Genomic DNA, 21,866 nt, shown 5'->3' on the forward strand with positions numbered 1-21,866 from the left:
AACAAACCAATTATTCCGACCTTAACTCGCTACGCTCGTTTCGTCGGCATCTTGGGGCTTTAAGTGTCTAGGCTGATTCCGTATTTAAACCTTTTATTCAATTGTATCGTCTAAATAATGAATTTAATCATTTAAAAAAAGAAAACAATGAAGCTTTTTATATCTATTTTACTTTCAGTAATACTGTTTACTTCAACTAACCTAAGCGCAGAGTCGACAAAAAAAGTATTAATCATCGCATCAAATATGATCGATATGGGGGATTCTGAAAAACACGATGCGAGAAATAATTTATGGGAAGTTGCTCCACCGTACCATATTTTTATGAGCCATGGTTATGATGTCGATTTTGTTTCTCCAAATGGAGGAAAGGTTGAGTTCATGATGGATCCGTTGGGTATTAGTAGTTACACCATTAAATATGAAGGCTTTATGGATAAAGCGAAAAACAGCTTTGCTCCTGAACAAATTAACCCAAATGATTACTGGGGAATTTATATTGGTGGAGGGTATGGCCCATTATTTGATGTAGCTAATAACAAGGAATTACAATCAATTATCGCCAAAGTTTATGAATCTGGCGGTATTATTGGTGCAGGTGGTCACGGTGCCGGTGCGTTTGCCGATGTATTATTATCTTCTGGTCAGTATCTTGTTAAAGGTAAAAAAATTGCTGGTTTTCCTAATTCTACTGAAAAATCTAAGTCATGGGCTAAACAAGGTACTCTGCTACCTTTCCTTGTTGAAAGTCAGTTGAATAAAAATGGAGCTATTGCACAAAACAAAAAAACCTTAGAAGATAAACACGAAGTGGTCGTTGATCAAAGAATCGTTTCAACAATGTTTTTACCTTCAGCTGCTCTAGTTGCAAAAGAAATGATAATTTCTCACAAGCAGTAAATGCACATAACACATATGAGCCTTAACTCTGTCAACACAAGTTAACGAGTTATCAGCGATCCGTTAGAACTCGAGGTAAACTTCTACTCCAAATACCATTTAGGGATAAAAGTTTGCGGTAAAAATTCATAAATTAAACTCTCAAGCATATTATTTGCTTTATTTATAAGTTGCAGATAGACATTTAGTTAATTTTATTAACTTAAATAAACAACGTTGTCTTTTTGTTGCTTAGATGAAATAATATCTCACGACATTTATTTAACAAATATATCTGCATTTTAATTTTTAAGTTAAAAATGTTTAAGTTATTGAAATTTAATATCTTACTTTCTATGAAGTGAAAGGTAAGTTGAACTTTGTCTAATCCGTTATCTGACCATACGAAGCGTATAAGGAAGCTCTTGAATGAGTATAATTGTGAATCAAAACGTGGCTAATAAAATTAGTCTAGTTTGTTTTGGGGAGGTCCTTTGGGACTGTTTTGGCGCAACTAAGCGTTTGGGAGGCGCACCTTTAAATATGTGCTTTAGGGTTAAATCACTTGGAATTGATGCACAAATGATAAGTGCAGTAGGGGAGGATGAGTTAGGTGATGCTCTGCTTGACGAATTAAAAGAAAAGCAATTGAGTACAGAGTACATTGCTGTAAACCCAAACAAAAATACCAGTACGGTACAGGTAACACTTGATAGCCATGGTTCTGCTAAGTACGAAATTATGCCTGATACTGCCTGGGATAATATTGTTTTAACTGATGAAATTATTGGCAAAGTTGAATCGACGGATATTTTTGTGTTTGGTAGTTTAATTGGCCGTACCGACACTTCATTAATAACTTTAAAGCAACTACTAGAACATGCGAAGTTTAAAGTGTTTGATGTAAATTTACGAGCTCCTCACTATCAACTTGAGAGCTTAATAGAATTAATGAATAGCGCTGACTTTATCAAACTAAATGATGAAGAACTATATGAAATAGCAAAAGGAATGGGGTGTAAATACCATTCATTAGAGCAAAACTTAGCATTTATAGCAAAGCAAACCAACACAGAGTTTTTGTGCGTGACGAAAGGAAACCATGGTGCTTTATTATCGATTAAAGGTAAAAACTACTATAACTCAGGCTACCTGATCGATGTTGTGGATACTGTTGGTGCAGGGGATTCGTTTTTGGGGGCTTTAATTTATCAATTGTGCATTCAAAACGATCCGCAACAGGCAATTAATTTTGCTTGTGCTGCCGGAGCTATGGTTGCTCAGCAGCTAGGGGCAACACCAGATATAACGCATCAGCAAATCTTAGAATTTATTGAACCATGTTAGCGTGCAGCATTGTATTTCAAGTTATACATATAAAAAACAAAATATTTTGTTATTTATATTGAATAGATGTTTTTTTAATGTTAAAAAGACAACGTTGTTTATTTGTGTTGGACCGACCAAGCCAAACAACAAAATGTAAAAAGATATTTTTTTACGCCATAAAGACAACGTTGTTAATTTAAATAATGAAATCAACATTAAAAAATAAAATTAAAATGAGGACACACACAATGCTCAGATTTAGGAAAAACCAGCTTGCTGCGAGTGTTAGTACAGTATTGATAGGTTGTTGGCTGCCATCCAACAGCTTTGCCGCTGAACAACTGCAAGAAGAAGCGTCGGCCAAGGTTGGTATTGAAGTTATTGAAGTTTCATATGGTTATGGAAGTGTTAAAAAACAAGATTTAACCGGCGCAGTTAGCACAGTTGAGCTTGAAGATGTCGTTGATCAGCCTTCAGGTAATATCATGCAAAATTTGCAGGGGCGTGTGCCTGGCTTGCAAATTACAACTAATGGTTCACCTAACTCTGCAGCAACAGTGCGTATTCGTGGTCAAGGTTTAGGACCTTTAGGTAATAACGATCCTCTTTATGTTATTGATGGTGTACCAACTAAATCAGGCATGCATGAACTTAATAGCCATGATATTGCTGATATACAGGTGCTAAGAGATGCGGCAGCTGCAAGTATTTTTGGTGCTCGCTCTGGTAATGGGGTCATTATTATTACCACCAAAAAAGGGAATGAAGGGCTCGACTTTAATTTCTCTTTTAATCAGTCATATGATGATTTTAATTATGAGCTAAACCCATTAAATACACAGCAAAGGGGACAAGCAGTTTGGCAAGCTGCAGTAAACGACGGCTCAGATCCAAATGCAGCAAGTTCTCTTTATAGCTATGATTGGAATAATGATTTTAATAACCCTCAATTAAACAACGTTGTTTTTCCTGAGTTTACGGATGCTGCACAGGTGCAACGCCCAGCAGATACTAATTGGTTTGATGAAGTTACGCGCTCTGCAAAAGTAACCGATCTTAACTTTTCAGTTTCAGGTGGTTCAGACAAAGCTTCGATATATAGTTCACTTGGCTATTTCGGCTCAGAAGGTGTTGTTGATGGCTCAGAGTTTGAACGAATAAGCTTTCGCGTTAATTCTGATTATCAGCTAACAAATAAGCTTAAGATTGGTGAAAACTTTATAGTGACAAATCAAGAATCAAACTTGGTTAATGATCTGGCCGGTAATATTCTAACTTTGGCTATAGAACAACAATCTATCGTTCCTGTGTACAACGATAAAGGTGGCTGGGGAGGGCCTGTTCCTGGTGTAACTGACCGTGATAATCCGGTTAGACTAATTGAAATGAATCGAGACAATGTTAGTAGATTCAATAAATTAATGGGAAATATTTTTGTTGAATATGAGGCAATAGAGGACTTAACACTAAAAAGCTCTATCGGTTTAGATTACGGGCAATACTACTTCAGAAACTATACCCGTGCTTTTCAAGCTGGCTCGCTAAACTATGGTGATCAGCTGTCAGTGACAGAAAACTGGAATAGCAGTTTTAGTTGGACTAATACCGCAGAATATAAGCTTGATTTAGATGCAAATCATTTTACGTTTTTGGTCGGTACAGAACAAATAGATTATGAGTATGAAGGATCTGTTGGTTTTGGTTCAGGTTTTGCGTCTGATGATCGTGATTATGCTCATTTATCACAAGCAACGGGTGATGTTCGTGTGGAAGGGGATGGCGATAAATGGTCTCTTAATTCTTATTTCGCCCGTATGGACTATAACTTTGATGACCGCTATTTAGCAGGTTTAACAATACGTCGCGATGGCTCATCTCGTTTTGGTAGTAATAATAGCTACGGTAATTTCCCCGCTATTTCTGCAGGTTGGGTGATCAGCAACGAATCATTCTATGATATTGAATTTTTATCTACCTTAAAGCTTCGAGCTAGTTGGGGCAAAACGGGTAATCAAGAAATCCCTACCGATGCAACATATACAACGTATTTAAGCCGTTATGCAACTCGGTCTTTATTCACTGATCAGCAAGATGAAGGGACCGCTTATGATATAGGCGGTGCAAATGGCGGCACGCTTCCTTCTGGATTTGTAAAAGCACAAACAGGGAATGATGACCTAAAGTGGGAAACATCAACGCAAACAAACATTGGTCTTGATTTTGGCATGCGTTACGAAACCATATACGGCAGTATCGATTGGTTTGAAAAAACCACAGAGGATATTTTAACGTTAACCAATCCACTTGCAACATTAGGTGAAGGCGCTCAGCAATGGGTCAATGGTGGCACGATTGAAAACTCTGGTTTTGAGTTTCTCATTGGCTACGCCGATTACCTTACTTTTGATAGCTTAGATGGTGATATCGATGTCGATATTAGCTTTAACATTTCTTCTGCTAAAAATAAGGTTGTCTCACTACCAGAGGATGTTGTGAATTCATTTGGTGGTAATGGTGATGATAAAACGATTGTTGGTCATTCAGTCAATTCTATTTATGGTTATGTCGCCGATGGGTTATTCCAAAATCAAGGTGAGATAGATGCTCACGCAGCGCAATCTGGGGCTGGTTTAGGCCGAGTTCGCTGGAAAGATTTAGACGGCAATGGCGTGATTGATGAAAACGATCAAAGCTTTTTCACCGATACTGATCCTGACTTTATGTATGGATTGAACATGAATTTCAAATACAAAAATTGGGATTTCAATATGTTCTGGCAAGGTGTTCAAGGAGGTGAGATACGTAATAGCTGGCGTGGATTTACTGACTTCACATCATTAAATATAGGCTCTAATTACGGTGATCGCGTTCTTGATGCATGGTCAGTTAACAATACTGACAGCAATGTACCGGCATTAACTTTAATCGATAACAATGGTGAAGGCCGTCAATCAAGTTTGTTTTGGGAAGATGGCAGCTACATAAAGCTTCGTAACTTATCTATCGGTTATACACCTGATGAACAGTGGTTAAGTCAATACGGTATAAGTTCTGCACGAATTTATTTGCAGGGAAGTAACTTATTGACCATTACTCCGTCAGGGACGCTAAGCCAGGATCCAGAAACTCCAAACGGCAACTTCCCAATTCCAAAACGTATTACGTTAGGCGTGAACCTTTCTTTTTGATTTATTAAAACGACAACGATACGAGCACATATTATGAATAAAATTAAAACACTATTTACAGCAGCTACACTCGCGCTTTCTTTAGCATCGTGTGGTGGTTCTGATCTTGATGTTGCACCTTCAGGAGTATTAACCGAAGAACAAGTTTCTAACAGTGAAAATGTAGATGCGTTGATTATTGCTGCCTACTCATATCTAGGAAACGATCATTATACCGCACCTAACTTTTTATGGCCGACAGGAAACTTACGCGCTGGAGACGCCCATAAAGGCGGTAATGGACCTGGTGATATCTTTGCTTATCATGCTTTGTCTTTATATCAGCCTATAGTGCCTGATATGGAGTCTTTCCCGCCAGATTTAATTGATTTGAACAACAAAAAATGGGTACGTAATTACACCGGTATTTCAAGAGCAAACTCAGCATTAGCGGTAATCGCAAATGCGCCAGATGCCATTGAAAACAGTGCTGCAAAACAATCCGAACTGCGGTTTATTCGCAGTATTTTCTACTTTGATTTAAAAATACATCATAAGCATATCCCGTGGATTGATGAAACAATGACACAAGATCAAATTCTTAGCGCTACTAATCGTGAGCTAAGCGATCAAGAGTTATGGGATAAAATTGCCGCAGATTTTGAGTTTGCTGCAAACAACTTACCACAAACCCAAGAAGATGTAGGGCGCGCTTCAGCGTTATCAGCTAAGGCATATTTAGCTAAAACATTGCTTTACCAAGCGTATGAGCAGAATGAGCTACATCAAGTTATCAATATTAATAAAGATAAACTTGTAAAAGTAGTGGCCCTAGTTGATGAAATTGAAAAAGCGGGCGTCTATGGTTTATTTGATGATTACGCGAATAACTTTTTGTTTGAAAGTGAGAATGGTAAAGAGTCAGTTTTTGCTATTCAGCGCTCTCTAAATGACGGCTCTCCAGATGGACGTGGTAGCTGGCCTAGTGCATTAAATGCGCCAATGGCTGGTGGTTTTGGCTGTTGTGGTTTTCATGTACCAACAGAAAATTTCGTTAATGCGTTTAAAACAGACCAACAAGGTTTGCCGTTATTCGACTCTTTTAACGACTTTAACTACGACATGACGACAGACTCAGTTGACCCTCGCCTAGATCACACTGTGGCAATGGAAGGTAAACCATTTAAGTATGACGAAAACTTAATTCATGGCGGTGATAGCTGGGCACGTGCCCCTGGTATTTATGGCAACTTTACGGCAATGAAAGATCTTGAACACCCTGACTGTAGTTGTCGTGGTGAGAATGGCCCTTTTCCTATCTTTTCATTAAATACACCGCTCATTCGTTACGCTGATGTATTGCTTTGGAAAGCTGAAGCATTAATTGAGTTAGATAGGTATGACGAAGCATTGCCAATTATTAACCGTATTCGTGAGCGTGCTAAAAATAGTACCAGTAAATTACACAACGCGAGTATTTATAACATGGGCTTATATACAAGTTTTGATTCTAAAGAACAGGCAAGAGCGGCACTACGCTTTGAGCGACGTTTAGAATTAGGGCTTGAAGGACATCGCTTTTTTGACTTAGTTCGATGGGGAATAGCGAAAGAAACTATTGATAGTTACTTAGCTATTGAAGCTGTACGTAAACCTTATTTGGTCGATGCTATTTTCACTAAAGGTAAACATGAGTATTTACCTATTCCGAACCAGCAGATGATTTTAAGTGGTGGGTCGTACACACAAAACCCAGGTTATTAATAGTGGTGGGTTTCGGCCCACCTTTTAATCGTTAAGTTTTAAGAGTGATTATGAAAAAAATTATTTATTGGTCAGTCACCGTTGCCGTTGCTGGTTTTTTATTCGGCTTTGATACAGCAGTTATATCCGGTGCGGATAAACCTATTCAAGCGTTATGGAATACGAGCTCGTTATTTCATGGCTTATTTATTATGTCTTCAGCTTTATGGGGAACACTACTGGGTGCCTTAACCGGTAATTACCCATGCGATAAGTGGGGTAGAAAACCCACATTAGTTTTAGTTGGAGTGTTGTTTTTAATTTCGGCGCTTGGCTCCGCCATGGCACCTGACGCATATAGCTTCGCCTTATTACGGTTCATTGGTGGCGTGGGAGTGGGCATTTCTTCAATTGTTGTACCTGCTTATATTTCTGAGATTGCACCTGCTAAGTACCGTGGGCGTTTGGTTGCGCTTTATCAGTTTCAAATTGTATTTGGTATCTTAGTTGCGTTTGTTTCTAATTTTTTAATTGCAGGAACATCTGCAATTGACTGGCGTTTAATGTTAGGTGTGGAGGCAATACCTGCTCTGGCTTATTTATTAATGATCATTAAGGCACCTGAAAGCCCACGTTGGTTAGTGCAAAAGAAAAATGAGAAAACTAAAGCGCGTTCAATCTTAGTGACTTTAGGTGAACAAAACCCAGACCAAGTATTAAATGACATTGAACGCGACAAGTTACAAAACAGTCAATCAAAGCTATTTGGTGGTAGTTACAATAAGGCGGCTTTATTTGCATTTTTATTTGCCGCATTTAATCAATTATCTGGCATTAACTTTATCATTTATTATGCACCGCGCGTATTTGAACTTGCAGGGTTGGATGTAAATCAGTCATTACTTTCTGGCGCTGGAATTGGCGTGGTTAACTTATGTTTTACCATGCTTGGTTTATCGTTGATTGATAAATTTGGCCGACGTTCGCTGATGTATATCGGCTCAATTGGCTACGTTATTTCCCTCTCTGTTGTGGCGTGGGCATTTAGTACTGACTCTGGAGGCTTAACGGTTGTAGCGTTTGTATTTGTGTTTATTGCCGCTCATGCCATTGGCCAAGGTACCGTTATTTGGGTCTTCATTGCAGAAATATTCCCGAACAAAGTACGTTCAAAAGGGCAGTCTTTAGGCTCCGGTACGCATTGGTTTTTTGCCGCAGCAATCACTTTACTTATGCCATTTTTCTTAGAACGTTTTAGTGCCACTGAAGTATTCACTTTCTTTACTTTAATGATGTTAGGGCAATTGATTTTTGTTGCGTGGTTTATGCCAGAAACAAAAGGACGTTCTTTAGAAGCAATTTCATTAGATACCAATAATAAGCATGGAGCATTAGATGCGAACCGTTAATTTAGTTTTAATTTCATCATTTTTGGCAGCATGTAGCATGACAAACCCAACTGAACAAACAGCCCTTAAGGGTGCAGATAAACCGAGCAAAGAGGCGTTTAGACCTGCTTTTCATTTTACTCCTGAAAAGCATTGGATGAACGATCCTAATGGTATGGTTTACTACCAAGGCGAATATCATCTGTTTTACCAGCATAATCCTGATTCATCGGTATGGGGGCCAATGCATTGGGGACATGCAATTAGTAAAGATATGGTTAATTGGCAGCATCAAGAAATTAAGTTGTTTCCTGATGAGCACGGTACTATCTTCTCTGGCAGTGCGGTGGTTGATTGGCAAAATAGCAGCGGCTTTGGCAGTAAAGAAAACCCACCATTAGTGGCTATATTTACCTATCACGATGATAAAAAGGCGGCACAGGGAGCGATTGATTTTCAAACGCAAGGCATAGCATATAGCACCGATAAAGGCCGCACTTGGAAAAAATACGCTAATAATCCGGTATTAAAAAACCCTGGGATCCGCGACTTCCGCGACCCTAAAGTAAGCTGGCATGAAGATACCGAGCAATGGGTTATGGTATTGGCTCAAGATGATCATATTGGCTTTTACAGCTCAAAAGATTTAAAAACATGGCAATTTGAAAGTAACTTTGGCGCTGATTGGGGCAGTCACGCAGGTGTATGGGAGTGTCCAGATCTTATTCGCGTGCGTATTGAAGGCACCGACGAATATAAATATGTTCTATTAGTGAGTATCAATCCTGGCGCGCCAAATGGCGGCTCTGGTACACAATATTTTGTTGGCGATTTTGACGGTGAAAAATTTGTACTTGATAGCGATTATCAAAAAATGCTTACATCAACACCCGCCGTTTTCCCTCAAGGACTTGATTTCTCTAATTTTAAGAGTGGTTTAAAGAATTGGCAAGTATCGGGTGAAGCATTTCATATAGTAAATGATCAACCAGCAAATACCATTGCCAGTTCTTTTAAAGGTTCGGATGAGGCAATTGGCACCTTAACCTCAAAATCATTTGAAATCGATCATGATTTCATTAACTTCAAGATTGCAGGCGGAAAGCCTCACAATAGTACCGCAATACAGTTGTTAGTTAATGGCGAGATAGTTAAAACCGCAAGTGGAAATAATACAGGTACACTGACTGAGCGTTCTTGGAACGTGAGTCAATTAAAAGGTCAGCAAGCTTATATTAAAGTGGTAGACAATGAACGAGGTGATTGGGGGCATATTAAAATCGCTGATATTGTATTTTCTGATAAAGCAGCAAAAGAAAAGTATGAACCTTCAATATGGCTAGACTACGGTACAGATAATTATGCTGGTGTAACTTTCTCTGATGTTCAAGACGGTAGACACTTATTTATGGGGTGGATGAGTAACTGGCAATACGCAAATCAAGTACCCACTGAGGTATGGCGCAGTGCAATGACAATTCCCAGAGAATTAAAGTTATTGCAAACGCCAACAGGCGTGCGTTTGGCATCTCAACCGGTTAAAGAGTTAGATAGTTTATTGAGTAACTCACAACAAAAGGCAACCTTAACTGGCGCAAATAGCTATCAGTTAGATGAGCTTTTTACAATTGAGCCCGGGCAATTTAAGGTGAGCTTTAGTATAGCGAACTCTGAACAAGTTACTGATATCGTGCTTAGCTCTGATACGGGCGAATACACTAAGCTGCAGCTAAACCCAGCTCAAGGGCAACTAATACTTGACCGCAGGCAGTCGGGTTTAAAAGACTTTGAAGATGGTTTTGCATCTTTACAAACTGCGCCATTACAAAAAGGACTTGAATATTACGATGTTGATATATGGGTAGATAAAGCGTCGGTAGAAGTATTTGTAAATGAAGGGGTTAGCTCTATGACCTCGATTGTTTTTCCAACCTCTCCTTATAATAAAATACAAGTGAGTGCTGAGCAGCCTTTGTCGCTTAGTGACGTAAAGTTAAACAATATAGCAATAGAAAAATAACATTTGAAGCGACTCTATAGTAATATAGAGTCGCTTACTTTTTATAAGGCTATGCGATATATGAGTAGTAATTATCGGCTATTAAGCGCCATTTTCTTTATTTATTTTATGGCATGGTCTTTTTCATTTTCATTTTTTCCTATTTGGCTTAGTCAAGAAGTAGGCCTCAACAGTGCTAAAGTAGGGGTCATCTTTAGTATCAATTCCATCATGGCTTTACTCGTGATGCCTTGCTATGGCATTTTGCAAGATAAACTCGGTTTACAAAAAACACTGCTTTACTTCATTGCATTTTTTATAATGTTGATTGGTCCATTTGTCAGTTATGTATACGCACCCTTACTACAAACACAGTTTTATCTGGCTGCTATTTTAGGAGGTGCTGTTTTTTCATGTGCATTTTTGGCTGGAGTCGGGACACTTGAAAGTTATATTGATAAACAAAGTCGCTCGACGAATTTTGAATTTGGAAAAGCTCGAATGTGGGGGTCACTAGGTTGGGCCATGGCAAGCTACTTTGCCGGTTTATCCTTTAATTTATCCCCTAGTTTAAATTATTGGTTATCAAGCATTGCGGCGGTTTGCTTAATGGGGTTATTAGCCTTTGTTAAGGTCGCAAAAAATCAGCCCGAAATAGCGCCTTCTCGAACTTTTTCTCCTGTAAAACAGCTTACAGCATTTTTTAAAATCGCAGGATTGTGGCGTTTAAGTGTATTTGTGATCGGTGTTAGTTGTATTTATGCGGTATTTGATCAGCAATTTGCTATTTATTACACCTCTTTTTTTGACACCCCAGAGCAAGGTCGAGAGTTTTTTGGCTATTTAACTTCAGCGCAAGTTATCCTTGAGGCTGCTGCTTTGTATTTAGCTGTAAAATGGGTGAATTATTTGGGCGTTAAAAACTCGTTGCTGTTAAGTGGTGTATTGATGGCGATACGAATATATTGCTCGGGGATTGTTAATGACTCTATCAGCATTAGTGTATTAAAATTGTTACATGCAATTGAGTTACCGCTAATGTTAATTGCATTGTTTAAATATATAAACATACACTTTGAAGCTCGTTATTCAGCCATGATCTATATCATTGGCTTTCAATTTACTACACAATTGATGGCGTCAATGTTAGCCGTCGCGGTAGGCGTTGTATATGATCATTTAGGCTTTGCGTTAGCCTACCAATATTTGGGTTTGGTTGTGTGTGTGTTTATTGTATTATCGCTTTTTGCATTAAAGGCAGATGCAATTAAAACGAATCACGAGCAATTAGTTTAAATGGTAAGTGGTGGTGAACAATATCAGTGCGCTGGTCTATGAGGTATTCCATTGCCCAACGTCCCATTGCATGATGGGGTAATGCCATGGTAGTTAAATTCGGTTGTAATAATTGTGGAATACTGCCCCAATCATCAAAACTTGCTATACCAATATCTTTACCAACGATCATTCCTTTATCATGCACAACAAAGTAAATTTCCAGCGCCATGGGGTCTTGACCACAAATAATAGCATCAGGTTTAAACTCGTCTATCACTCGCGCTGCAGACTCTCTCGAAGTAGAAATCTCACTACCATCGGCTTGACCAATAATCACCGATTCAATGAGTAAATCATCGAGTGGTAAGCCGTGCTTTTTAAATGAATTTATAACGCCTTGTTTACGGCCTTTGGCAGCAACTATATGCTCATTTAAGTTTAAGAAAGCAATTCGGCGATAGCCTTTACGGATTAACGCGTCAGTAATATCTTCACCGGCTTGCTGTTCATCAGGTACTACACAAGGAAAGTTATTTGAAGCAGGAAAACAGTTAGCTAAAATTGTTGGTATTTTTTTTAGTTCATCAGCTACCACAACTTGGCGATGGTACATTGCTGAATATATAACGCCCTCTACGCGATACTCTAAAAGGCTTTCTATAGCTCTGTCTATACTCGCTTGGGTTTCGTTAACATTGAGGATCAACAGTTCTTTATTTTTCTGCCACGCAATTTCTTGGGCACCACGAATAATATCAAAAGTATAAGGAACACTAAGCAGTTCATCAGCAATAATTGCGTAAATGTTGGAGTTTTTACGTCGCGTTAAACTTGCCGCACGATTAGGACGATAGCCTAATTCTTTTATCGCTTTAAGAACTTTCTCGCGGTTAATATCTTTGACTGTTGGATCATTATTGACCACTCGCGATACAGTTTTGAATGAAACACCTGCGTGGACAGCGACTTGCTTAATTGTAACCATACTAGAATAAGACCCTCTGTGATTAAAAACAGTATAACAGCAGATTGCACTTTATTTATATGTTTTTGTTAAGGTTTGAGTTGTCGTTGTTATCTAAAGATAAACTTATTCAGAGGCTTACTTTTAAGTTATTGAGGCGAATTATACTCATGATGTAATAACATTGGCTAAACCTAGTAAGCCGAAAAGGTAATACCAAGCGTTGATATAATAGCTTAAAACATTAGCTCATCAGATTATAGATTGAGCAGTCACAGTGAATCGAGTTTGATATATTACTAGACAGAACTTTAAAAAATCTTGTTAGGCTGACGAAAGTTAGTGATCCCCGGCGCTAAAACTTAAGCAATATTCTTTAGTACAAATGCGGCTGGGCTGAGATAGTCATTAACACTATGCCTTTTTGTTTTAATCAACTTCAATGTATTCAAATACTGCTTGACGCATTGTTTTACTATCCATAATTGGCTCGCCATGGATCGCTTCGACTTTCAATGAGTGGAAGAAACTCGCTGACTTACCAGCTCACCGAATTTGAACCGCTTTATTTTTGATTCTTCGCGAAGTAGGTGGCAGCCTTTTTAATATGGCTAAGTCCTCTGATTGCTCAGCTAGTTGACGTTTTAGTTTGGCTACTTCAGCAGCTAGCTCGGCCTCACGTTGGCTCGTGCTTTTCTTTTGCTGAAACATATTATGCCAATCGTAGATTTGCGATTCATGAATACCTAAGTCTTTAGTAGTGACAGGGACCACTTCAGTTGATCAACTATGTTTTGGGTATCTCAATAATTTCAGCTTTTCATACGCAAACAAACTGCCAGCTGTTAAATAATAGTTAATAGTAGGGGGTTGCTGCTAGCGTACGTTACAATTAAATGGTATTAAATGATCATTAATGTTGCTAACTGCAAGGGAAAATCTATGTCATTGAGAGCTTTTAAAGAAAAACCAAGTGTAATAATTTTCTTTTTACCGCTTTTGCTACTGCTTTTAATTTGTATATCCCATTTTGGCGCAAACTATGTACAAATGCTTTATCAGAAAAAGTTTACGCAATCTCTTATTAGTAAAGCCGAAGAAATCTCCAGTGATATAAGCCAATCCATTTATCAGACAGAAGCCATTAACCCTCGACGCTGTGATGAAGAAACTGTAAATAAATTACGTATCCTTTTAACTAACTACCACTACACGCATGATGTTGGTTTAGTTAAACAAAATAGAATTATATGTTCGGCAAATTGGGGCATTTTAAAAGAGCCTGTTGAACTTAATGTTGATTTTTTTAAGGGCAATACAGGTTTTTATTTTGCGCAAAAAGTTGAGGGGATTTTTCCTATTGATGCCAAATATGATATTGCAAAACGTAACGGTATCGTTGCATTTACAATTCAAGATCCTTTTAAATATTTTGATCAAGCAAATAAGGATTTTTCGTTTAACATAACCTCTATTGATGGTTTGTACGTTTTCCATCAATTTGACTCCGAATTTCAGTTTGATAATGAATTTAACTTACTATCACAAGAAGTTAAAAGCTGTAGTACAAAGTTTGGCTATTGCGCTAGCGTGCTTAATAATCGCCCTGGGTTACTATTTTTTTCCACTTTGACTCTGACTGCAGTACTTTTACTACTTTGCGTTATTAGTTTTTTAATTATTTATTCTTTTATCTCATACATAGAAAGAACAAATTCGATTGAATTTCGATTACGTAATGCAATCGCAGATGAAAGTATTTATTTAGAATATCAGCCAATTTTAGAGGTCCAGAGTAAGCAGATTATTGGTGTAGAATGTTTAATTAGATGGAAAGATGCGGTACATGGGCAAGTCTCACCTGAGTTATTTTTAAGTATTGCTGAGCAGTTAAATTTATATCCGTCGATGGCATTTTCATCTGTACAGCGGGCATTTAAAGAGTTGTCGCCTTTTGTTATAGAAAAAGATGACTTTAGTATTGCGATTAATGTTAACTCCTTTGAAATTCAAAGTTCGGAGTATTTACCGTTTTTAAATGAGCAATGCGAATTATATAAAATAAGCCAAAAACAAATAAAAATTGAGATCACTGAGCGTATAGGACTGCCACTAAATGAGTTGTCACACTTTGCTTTGCAGGCTAAACGTTATGGGTTTACTGTTGCCTTGGACGATTTTGGCACAGGTGTTTCAAATTTAGTTTGGTTAACTGAAATTAACTTCGATATCATAAAAATAGACCGTATTTTTACTCAATCGATTACTGATCCTTTGAAAAAAGATATGCTACTGGCAATAATGGCACTATTCACGAACCTTAATCGTATTGTTATTTTTGAAGGCGTTGAAACGAAAGAACAGTGTGAATTCATTGAAAAGTATAATAAATGCTACCAGGTTCAAGGTTGGTATTTTTATAAAGCGCTGCCTTTAGATGCATTGAAAGAATTAATAGTTTAAATAAAGCGGTATTGCGAAACCGATCATTCACCAGGCTTTACTTGGTTAGAACACTTATGTCTGACTCAAATAATATGCTTTTTAAGTAGTGCTGGTTTTTAGCTAAAGCTGGTGCTTTAAATTTAAAATTGAACCGTAACCATAATCAAATCAAATATAGTATTTAAGTGTTGTAGCGCACAGAGCTGGGGAGCTTTATAAACTAGGCTTTAAATCTCGGCCTTTTACATTAACGTGAGGGGCGAGAACTCTGAGGCAACTATGCAAAATCCAACTCATGATAAAAAAGTAGATGATAAAAAGTCTGCTGAAACACTAAAAAAAGAAGCGGCAAGCAAGCGCGCAGCTTTAGAACCTGACACGAAAAAATCATACAGAAAACCCCAGCAAAAATAATAGAGTCGTTAATTATCTAACCAGTTTTCGCAAAGCATTATTTGAACTTAATTAAGGATTGAGTGGCATTATCGACAGGTAGATTCGATAAATATACAAGGAGCTAGATAATAGATGTTCTCTACTATTTGTGGTTCTTCACTCGTTGGTGAGGGATCATATTCTTGTTGTTTAAGGCTACTGAGAGCGCTATGTCATTAGGGGCTGTTGATCTTTGTGGTACATATATTGATCAGCCCGCATTGGTAGCCACATCATCGTAAATGCTAAAGCGAGCATTGAATGATAATTTCGTGCAAGCTTTTCATACCGTGTGGCTATCTTTCTATATTGCTTAATACGGCCAAATGCATTCTCAACCAAGTGCCGATATTTGTACATGCATCAGTCAATATCTTCATTACCTATTAAACTGTTATCCTTGCGTAGAATAACGGGTGTCGTGTTGTTATCACGAACCAACTTTCTCAGTTTTTTACAATCGTAGCCTTTGTTAGCAACAACGACTTTATTTGTTGAACAATTTGCTACGAGTGACTCTGTGTGAACTATACCATGTGTATTTCCGCACGATAATTCATAGAGAATAGGCAATCCTCTGCTATAACCTAAGTATTAGTTTGTTAATTTATGCTGCATACAACATTGGCTGTATTAATTTCACATTTATATAAATCATTCAGCAAAACATACCCATATTCTTCGTCTTTAATTATTTGAGCTTTGGGAGTAGTAAGCTCAAATCAAGACGATTTGTGCATTTCATTTTCTATGAACATAGAATTTAATACCAACACCGTATTTTAATTCAGTAAAAATTAATAGTCGTACTCACAAAATAGCGGCGGCTTTGCTGACTTTTGCATTTAGAACGAGTAGATCTTGAATATGCTCATCTCTACCATTTTCAAAACGAGGTTAAGCTAAATATCAATATACTCCATTTACAATATTTGAATGAACTCAGGCGCCAGAATTCAATCCGAGAGTTGAGTTTTTATTGCAATATGGTTGCACTGGCGTGGCTATTTTATTCATTAACGAGAGATACAATGAAAATAATTTTAAACAAGCTTGTTATTACTACTTTAGCTGCAACTATAGTGATGTCTAATGATGCTCGGGCTGAAAATAATAATCAAATGTTGAGAAAAGCAGTCGATAAGCAAGCCGAGCGCTTAATGCAGCAGTACCAAATTCCTGGTTTAGCGGTGGGTATAATTGTTGATGGTAAGTCACAGTTTTATAATTATGGTGTTGCGAATAAAGAAAAGAACCAAGCAGTAACACAGAATACACTGTTTGAATTAGGATCGGTCAGTAAAACCTTTGCTGCAACCTTTGCGAGTTATGCTCAAGGCAATGGTACTTTATCATTTGATGACACTGTTGATAAATATCTACCTGAGTTGAAAAATAGCGTTATTGGCAGCACAAAACTTACACAGTTAGCTACCTATACAGCAGGTGGTCTGCCTTTACAGTTCCCTGATAATGTTAAGACTGACGATGATATGATGCAATATTATAAATCTTGGCAGCCAACCTTTGCTGAAAATTCACAACGACTCTATTCAAATCCAAGTATAGGTTTATTTGGCTATGTTTCTGCATTAAGTATGAAAGTTGATTATGCACAGTTTCTGGAAATTAAAATATTTCCGTCGTTAGGCATGTCAAATACGTTTGTTAATGTCCCAGCAAATAAAATGAATGATTATGCATTTGGATATAATGCTTCAGGCGATGCTGTGAGAGTAAATCCCGGTATGCTGGATGCACAAGCATATGGCATTAAGTCTACTAGTGCAGATATGGTGCAATTTATTAAAGCGAATTTAGGGTTAGTCTCTCTCGATGATAAAATCAATACGGCCTTGAAAAGTACTAGGAAGGGCTATTATCAAGCGAGCACTTTCACGCAAGGACTAGCGTGGGAAATGTATCCTTTACCAACTAACTTGGCTGCTCTGTTAGCTGGAAATTCAGTTGAAACCATTACACAACCTCAACCAATCGATATTAATAATTCTCCTCAAGTAGCTTTGCATAATGGCTGGATCAATAAAACAGGTTCAACAAATGGGTTTGGCGCATATATTGTATTTATTCCGGCAAAAAATGCTGGAATTGTTATGTTAGCAAACAAATATTACCCCAACGTAGAACGGGTCAAAGCCGCCTATGCGATTTTAGATTCAGTTATCAGCAGATAACGAAGAATAAAAAACCACTCATTAGTTTAGTGAGTGGTGTTTTTTTATTTATTGAATATGACTTTTTGCCAAATTTTTTTCGCTAGGCATTACTTGAAAGCCGATCATTTCAGCAATCCTTTTTCGCTTTTGCTAGTTTGTCCCAGTAACCCGCTAGTTCGTAATGTTGATATATAGCTGTTTCAAACTCGGGAGTTATTTGCAAGTTATAATCATACTCTGGCGCATCTTTTATTACTTGGCGGTTGAGATCAACACTGATGGTTTTGTCGAGCCAGCATACTTCGCTGATCCACTCTGGTGGCACGAGCACTTTATGTCCACCCCACCAATTACTGGTATCGATGATCAGATAACGCACCGCCCACGTTGTTTCTTCTACTAATAATCCAGATACATGACCAATATCACCATCATTTGCATTAATATGATAGCCAATAACCTCTTTGCAACTTCGTAAATTTGGATCGGCTTTTTTATTATCTTCACTTTTAACATTATGGTGAGTTAGTTGTGCGCTGCGTGCACCTGCTTCTGTATGTGGGAGGTGTTGGTGGTCACGGTACAATAAATAAGGGTAAATACCGCCTCCCCAAAATCCTTCGCCTACCCAATAATAAGGGTAGCCATAATAATCGAGTAAGCTGGCCTCATTTTGCCGTGACACGGGTTTATCGTTATCGATAGTTGGGCTGTTTTTAACTTGTTCTTTACTGATCAACACAGGCAGAATTTTTTCTATCCAGTTTGGTTTTTGAACCGCAATTGGTGAGATCAAAACCTGACGGCTGGATAGCCAAGAACCTGTTTCAACAACAAAATAGCGGATCACCCATGCTAAATCATCGAATAGAAAATATTTTTCTTTACCGATCACACCATCGGTAGCAGCGATAGCGCAATTTTCAAGATCTTTCATGCTACGTAACATAGTAGTTATCCTTTTTAATGGGGTCGACAGTATAAAGTGTTGGCGTGTTTTAGAGCTGATATTGAGGTTGCCAACTAGGCGATGATTTGAATGAACCGCTTTAGTTTTAGCTTATTTGCCGCGGTTGTCTGTGCGCTGCAGTACACAGCCAAATTAGCGAGTTAATTACATGAATGCAGTAATGACCAGTATGAATCGCTGCTTTTTATTATTGACACACAGTTGTTTTGAGTTCGATAACGAACAGAACGTTAGCCTCTTACATAATAAAGTGATGGTAGGTAGTGAAGAATACACTTTACCGCCGATGGTGATCGCTCCACTTAATACTGAGGATATCCTAATGGATAAATACTTTTCAAAAATACTATGTGTTATTGCAATACTGATGGTTTCACAATTAACTGGTTGCTATAAATCCTCAGAAATTGCTGCAGAAAAGCCGCCAAAAAGTACGGTGGCTAACAATGTTTTAGATATCGATGTAACTACAAACGTTAAAATGGCTTTAATGAATGATCCTATTCTCAGAGCATTTAATATCGAAGTCATTACGAATAAAGGCGATGTGCGTTTAATTGGTATTGTTGATAGCCAAAGCCAAATTGACTCAGCAATGTTAATTGCCAAAGGTGCTGAAGGTACGCATGCTATTCATGATGAACTGACTGTGAAAAGGAGTTCGTTATGAAAGGATATCTAATCGTGGGGGTTATAACCGCTGTTTTTGCTGTTACAGCAGTTGCCCAAGAAGATGAACGCGAAGGCGAACACCATATGATGATGGGCAAGATGATGCATGATAAAGAAACATCGCATATGGAACCAAAAATGCGGCAAATGTTTTCGCTAATGCAACAGATCGAAAACGAAAATAATCCACAAAGGTCAACACGCCCTAAAGCGCAGTAGAATAAATCGACTCTGAGCCACTACTTTCAGCGCTAACAGTGTTGAAAATAGCGGCCTTGAGAGATGCACTTTCAATTTTTTATAAAGCGGTCATTTATAAATATAATTATTAGGTGCTAGGGCCGGTTACCTCTCTGGTTGAAGATTGTTTAATTTACAAGCTATTTAATCACCATGCTAGGTTTGTAATCTGATGGGTTAAGTAAAAAATTAAGTAAAACTTCCGCACTTTATTCTGGCTCTCTACCTACATTAATACTGCCTTATCTAAAAACCAAACATACGGATGTAAAAGTAACTGTGAAAGATAAACAGGCTCTAGCCCTTGAAACTAAGGTTAATGGCCTCATACCTTTTACGAGGTCAAAAATTTTAAATGAACAAAGTAACAGGTGTATTTCGAAAAACTTAGGTTAGAAATCTAATAAGTTTGTATTTAAACCGATTATTTTTATAAGGATAAAGTTATGACACAACGTGTAATTGAAATGCCAGACTTAGGCATGGGGACATTCCGCTTAGAAGGAAAAACAGCTTATGAATCTGTAAAAATGGCATTAGAAGTTGGCTTTCGCCATATTGATACCGCACAGATTTATGGCAATGAAGAGCAAGTTGGCCAAGCGATAAAAGACAGCAATATCCCTAGAGACGAGCTATTTATTACCACCAAAGTGTGGAATAACAAACTGAATAAAAGCGATTTTATCGCCAGTGAGAAAGAGTCTCTTAACAAGCTGCAACTCGATTCTGTCGATTTATTGTTGATCCATTGGCCTGCGCCATCAAACGATGAACCAATGAGCGAGTATTTAACTGAGTTATTAACGGCAAAGCAGCTTGGATTAACTAAGCATATTGGTGTATCGAACTTCACTATTGCGAATTTAAAAGAAGCCATGCAAACACTGGACTCACGTGAAATATTCACCAACCAAATAGAAGTACACCCTTATTTAACCAATACCAAGTTACGTGCTTTTTGTCAGCAGCATGACATTCATGTCACCGCCTATATGCCATTTGTGGTAGGTAAAGTGTTAAACGATCATACCATTATTGATATTGCTAAGAAGCATGATGCAAGCCCTGCACAAGTGGTTATTGCATGGGTAAACGCCAAGGGTATGACGACCATTCCGTCATCAACTAAGCGTAAAAATCTTGAAGATAACTTTAATGATAAAGCCGTAAAACTTGATGAAGAAGACATTGCGCGTATTGATGCTCTCGATTGCGGCGACCGTCAAGCAACCCCAAGTTTTGCACCGCAGTGGGATCAAGACACGTTTTAAGCGTGTTCAATATAAAGTGCAGTGAGTCTGCACTTTTTAATGCAAAGGAATAACTATGTTAACCGTTATAGCAATGTTGTCATGTAAAAACGCTGATGCAGCTACGTTACTTAGTGCACTTGATAACTTACAAAAGTTATCGCGCAAAGAAGTAGGGTGTTTGCGCTACGAGCTGGCTGTGAAAAATAATGACACGCAAACAGATTACATTGTAACTGAACAATGGGCTACAAATGAGCACTTTGAAGAGCATAAGTTAGCGCCACATTTTAAAACGTTTGGTGAACAGGCTGGTGCTCTACTTACTCACAGTAATATTGATGTGTATAAAACGATTGGTTAATAATATACCCAAACCACCTCAAGATGCAGAATTCAGCGTTTCACAGGTGCTTAATATCAAGGCGTTACTTTGCAAGAATGGCCGTCCCTTTTAAGAAGTAACAACGCTGAGAGTAAGTGCCTGTGAAACGCCCGAAGGGTTGTTTTAAAAGCGATTTATACTGCGTTATTGATTTTAACAATAGAACCACTATTATTTGCAATCAATGCCTTGCCTAAATCGCTTTTAATTCCAACTGAAACTCGCATCTTGAGGTGGTTTGGGTATATAGGGGCAGTGTTTAAAGCCACGTATTTTATATCGAGCTTAGCATGTTAAGCATGGCTTTAATCACGCCTTAGCAGGTGACAATGAGTGAGTCTTGATAACTTACCTAATGTACTGACCTGCGTTTTTGGGTATATAAAGTTAGGCCATGGTATTTTTCATCGCTCATTGGTTATATCCGCTTTCTTTGTGTTTATGGCATCGGTGGTCAGTTTTACTTTCATGCAATAAATTTTTAAGTTTTTTGACTGTTGATACTAAATCAAGGAGTCAGTTTATTTATTGTCCAAGATTTA

16 protein-coding genes and 3 pseudogenes are annotated in these 21,866 nt (G+C 37.9%); 14 read left to right on the forward strand and 5 right to left on the reverse strand.

The annotated features are described in order from the left end of the window. Positions 1-147: 147 nt before the first annotated feature. The 7 genes from H5186_RS13670 to H5186_RS13700 all read left to right on the forward strand — a co-directional run bounded on the left by H5186_RS13670 (position 148) and on the right by H5186_RS13700 (position 11,801). On the forward strand, positions 148-900 hold the full coding sequence (locus H5186_RS13670) for a DJ-1/PfpI family protein (protein WP_182718940.1): 753 nt from the start codon (positions 148-150) through the stop codon (positions 898-900). A gap of 408 nt (positions 901-1,308) precedes the next feature. Next, positions 1,309-2,226: a carbohydrate kinase gene (locus tag H5186_RS13675; RefSeq protein WP_149982874.1), complete on the forward strand. Its 918-nt coding sequence runs from the start codon at positions 1,309-1,311 to the stop codon at positions 2,224-2,226. A gap of 230 nt (positions 2,227-2,456) precedes the next feature. Continuing rightward, complete coding sequence (locus tag H5186_RS13680; protein ID WP_149982873.1) at positions 2,457-5,396, forward strand: SusC/RagA family TonB-linked outer membrane protein; 2,940 nt, start codon at positions 2,457-2,459, stop codon at positions 5,394-5,396. A gap of 33 nt (positions 5,397-5,429) precedes the next feature. Next, positions 5,430-7,139 carry a RagB/SusD family nutrient uptake outer membrane protein gene (locus tag H5186_RS13685; RefSeq protein ID WP_182794583.1) on the forward strand — a complete coding sequence of 570 codons (1,710 nt, stop codon included), beginning with the start codon at positions 5,430-5,432 and terminating at the stop codon, positions 7,137-7,139. A gap of 50 nt (positions 7,140-7,189) precedes the next feature. Continuing rightward, positions 7,190-8,527, forward strand: a complete 1,338-nt coding sequence (locus H5186_RS13690; RefSeq protein ID WP_182761300.1) for a sugar porter family MFS transporter — start codon at positions 7,190-7,192, stop codon at positions 8,525-8,527. Beyond that, a complete protein-coding gene (locus H5186_RS13695) occupies positions 8,514-10,526 on the forward strand; it encodes a glycoside hydrolase family 32 protein (protein WP_182794584.1) in 2,013 nt (670 codons plus the stop codon). Before H5186_RS13690 ends, H5186_RS13695 begins: the two co-directional genes overlap by 14 nt. Before the next feature lie 60 nt (positions 10,527-10,586). Then, entirely contained in the window at positions 10,587-11,801 is a 1,215-nt protein-coding gene (locus H5186_RS13700; protein ID WP_182794585.1) for an oligosaccharide MFS transporter, read from the forward strand. Here H5186_RS13700 and H5186_RS13705 read toward each other — a convergent pair. From H5186_RS13705 to H5186_RS13715, 3 genes and pseudogenes are all read right to left on the reverse strand, one after another. Then, positions 11,773-12,768 (reverse strand): LacI family DNA-binding transcriptional regulator, encoded by a 996-nt coding sequence (locus tag H5186_RS13705; RefSeq protein ID WP_182740499.1) that lies wholly within the window; start codon positions 12,766-12,768, stop codon positions 11,773-11,775. The two genes, H5186_RS13700 and H5186_RS13705, sit on opposite strands and share 29 nt — an antisense overlap. A gap of 341 nt (positions 12,769-13,109) precedes the next feature. Next, positions 13,110-13,278: pseudogene (locus tag H5186_RS13710) on the reverse strand (IS3 family transposase); the annotation flags it as partial. Between the two features lie 20 nt (positions 13,279-13,298). Continuing rightward, positions 13,299-13,497, reverse strand: a pseudogene (locus H5186_RS13715) (IS3 family transposase); the annotation flags it as partial. 156 nt (positions 13,498-13,653) lie between these two features. Here H5186_RS13715 and H5186_RS13720 point away from each other — a divergent pair. Beyond that, complete coding sequence (locus H5186_RS13720; protein WP_182794586.1) at positions 13,654-15,210, forward strand: EAL domain-containing protein; 1,557 nt, start codon at positions 13,654-13,656, stop codon at positions 15,208-15,210. A 261-nt stretch (positions 15,211-15,471) separates the two neighbouring features. Beyond that, positions 15,472-15,606: a hypothetical protein gene (locus tag H5186_RS23095; RefSeq protein WP_257326201.1), complete on the forward strand. Its 135-nt coding sequence runs from the start codon at positions 15,472-15,474 to the stop codon at positions 15,604-15,606. Positions 15,607-15,795: 189 nt separating this feature from the next. On the opposite strand, the pseudogene H5186_RS23390 reads toward H5186_RS23095, so the two are convergent. Continuing rightward, positions 15,796-15,996 (reverse strand): annotated as a pseudogene (locus H5186_RS23390) (transposase); the annotation flags it as partial. A 662-nt stretch (positions 15,997-16,658) separates the two neighbouring features. Between H5186_RS23390 and ampC the strand changes: the two are divergent. Further along, complete coding sequence (gene ampC, locus H5186_RS13730; RefSeq protein ID WP_182784664.1) at positions 16,659-17,822, forward strand: class C beta-lactamase; 1,164 nt, start codon at positions 16,659-16,661, stop codon at positions 17,820-17,822. A 109-nt stretch (positions 17,823-17,931) separates the two neighbouring features. On the opposite strand, the gene H5186_RS13735 is transcribed toward ampC, so the two are convergent. Further along, positions 17,932-18,753, reverse strand: coding sequence for a PRC-barrel domain-containing protein (locus tag H5186_RS13735; RefSeq protein WP_182794587.1), 822 nt, complete (start codon positions 18,751-18,753; stop codon positions 17,932-17,934). A gap of 169 nt (positions 18,754-18,922) precedes the next feature. Here H5186_RS13735 and H5186_RS22855 point away from each other — a divergent pair, with 169 nt between their 5' ends. The 4 genes from H5186_RS22855 (at position 18,923) to H5186_RS13755 (ending at position 21,303) form a co-directional block, all read left to right on the forward strand. After that, a complete protein-coding gene (locus tag H5186_RS22855; protein WP_220496391.1) occupies positions 18,923-19,444 on the forward strand; it encodes a BON domain-containing protein in 522 nt (173 codons plus the stop codon). Next, positions 19,441-19,665 carry a hypothetical protein gene (locus H5186_RS13745; RefSeq protein WP_182718951.1) on the forward strand — a complete coding sequence of 75 codons (225 nt, stop codon included), beginning with the start codon at positions 19,441-19,443 and terminating at the stop codon, positions 19,663-19,665. The genes H5186_RS22855 and H5186_RS13745 overlap by 4 nt, the downstream gene beginning before the upstream one ends. A 467-nt stretch (positions 19,666-20,132) precedes the next feature. Further along, on the forward strand, positions 20,133-20,960 hold the full coding sequence (gene dkgB / locus H5186_RS13750; protein ID WP_182794588.1) for a 2,5-didehydrogluconate reductase DkgB: 828 nt from the start codon (positions 20,133-20,135) through the stop codon (positions 20,958-20,960). A gap of 55 nt (positions 20,961-21,015) precedes the next feature. Next, positions 21,016-21,303, forward strand: a complete 288-nt coding sequence (locus tag H5186_RS13755) for a putative quinol monooxygenase (protein WP_149982864.1) — start codon at positions 21,016-21,018, stop codon at positions 21,301-21,303. The last annotated feature ends 563 nt before the right edge of the window (positions 21,304-21,866 follow it).

The organism is Pseudoalteromonas sp. SG41-2, assembly GCF_014164535.1.
GTDB lineage: Bacteria > Pseudomonadota > Gammaproteobacteria > Enterobacterales > Alteromonadaceae > Pseudoalteromonas > Pseudoalteromonas rhizosphaerae.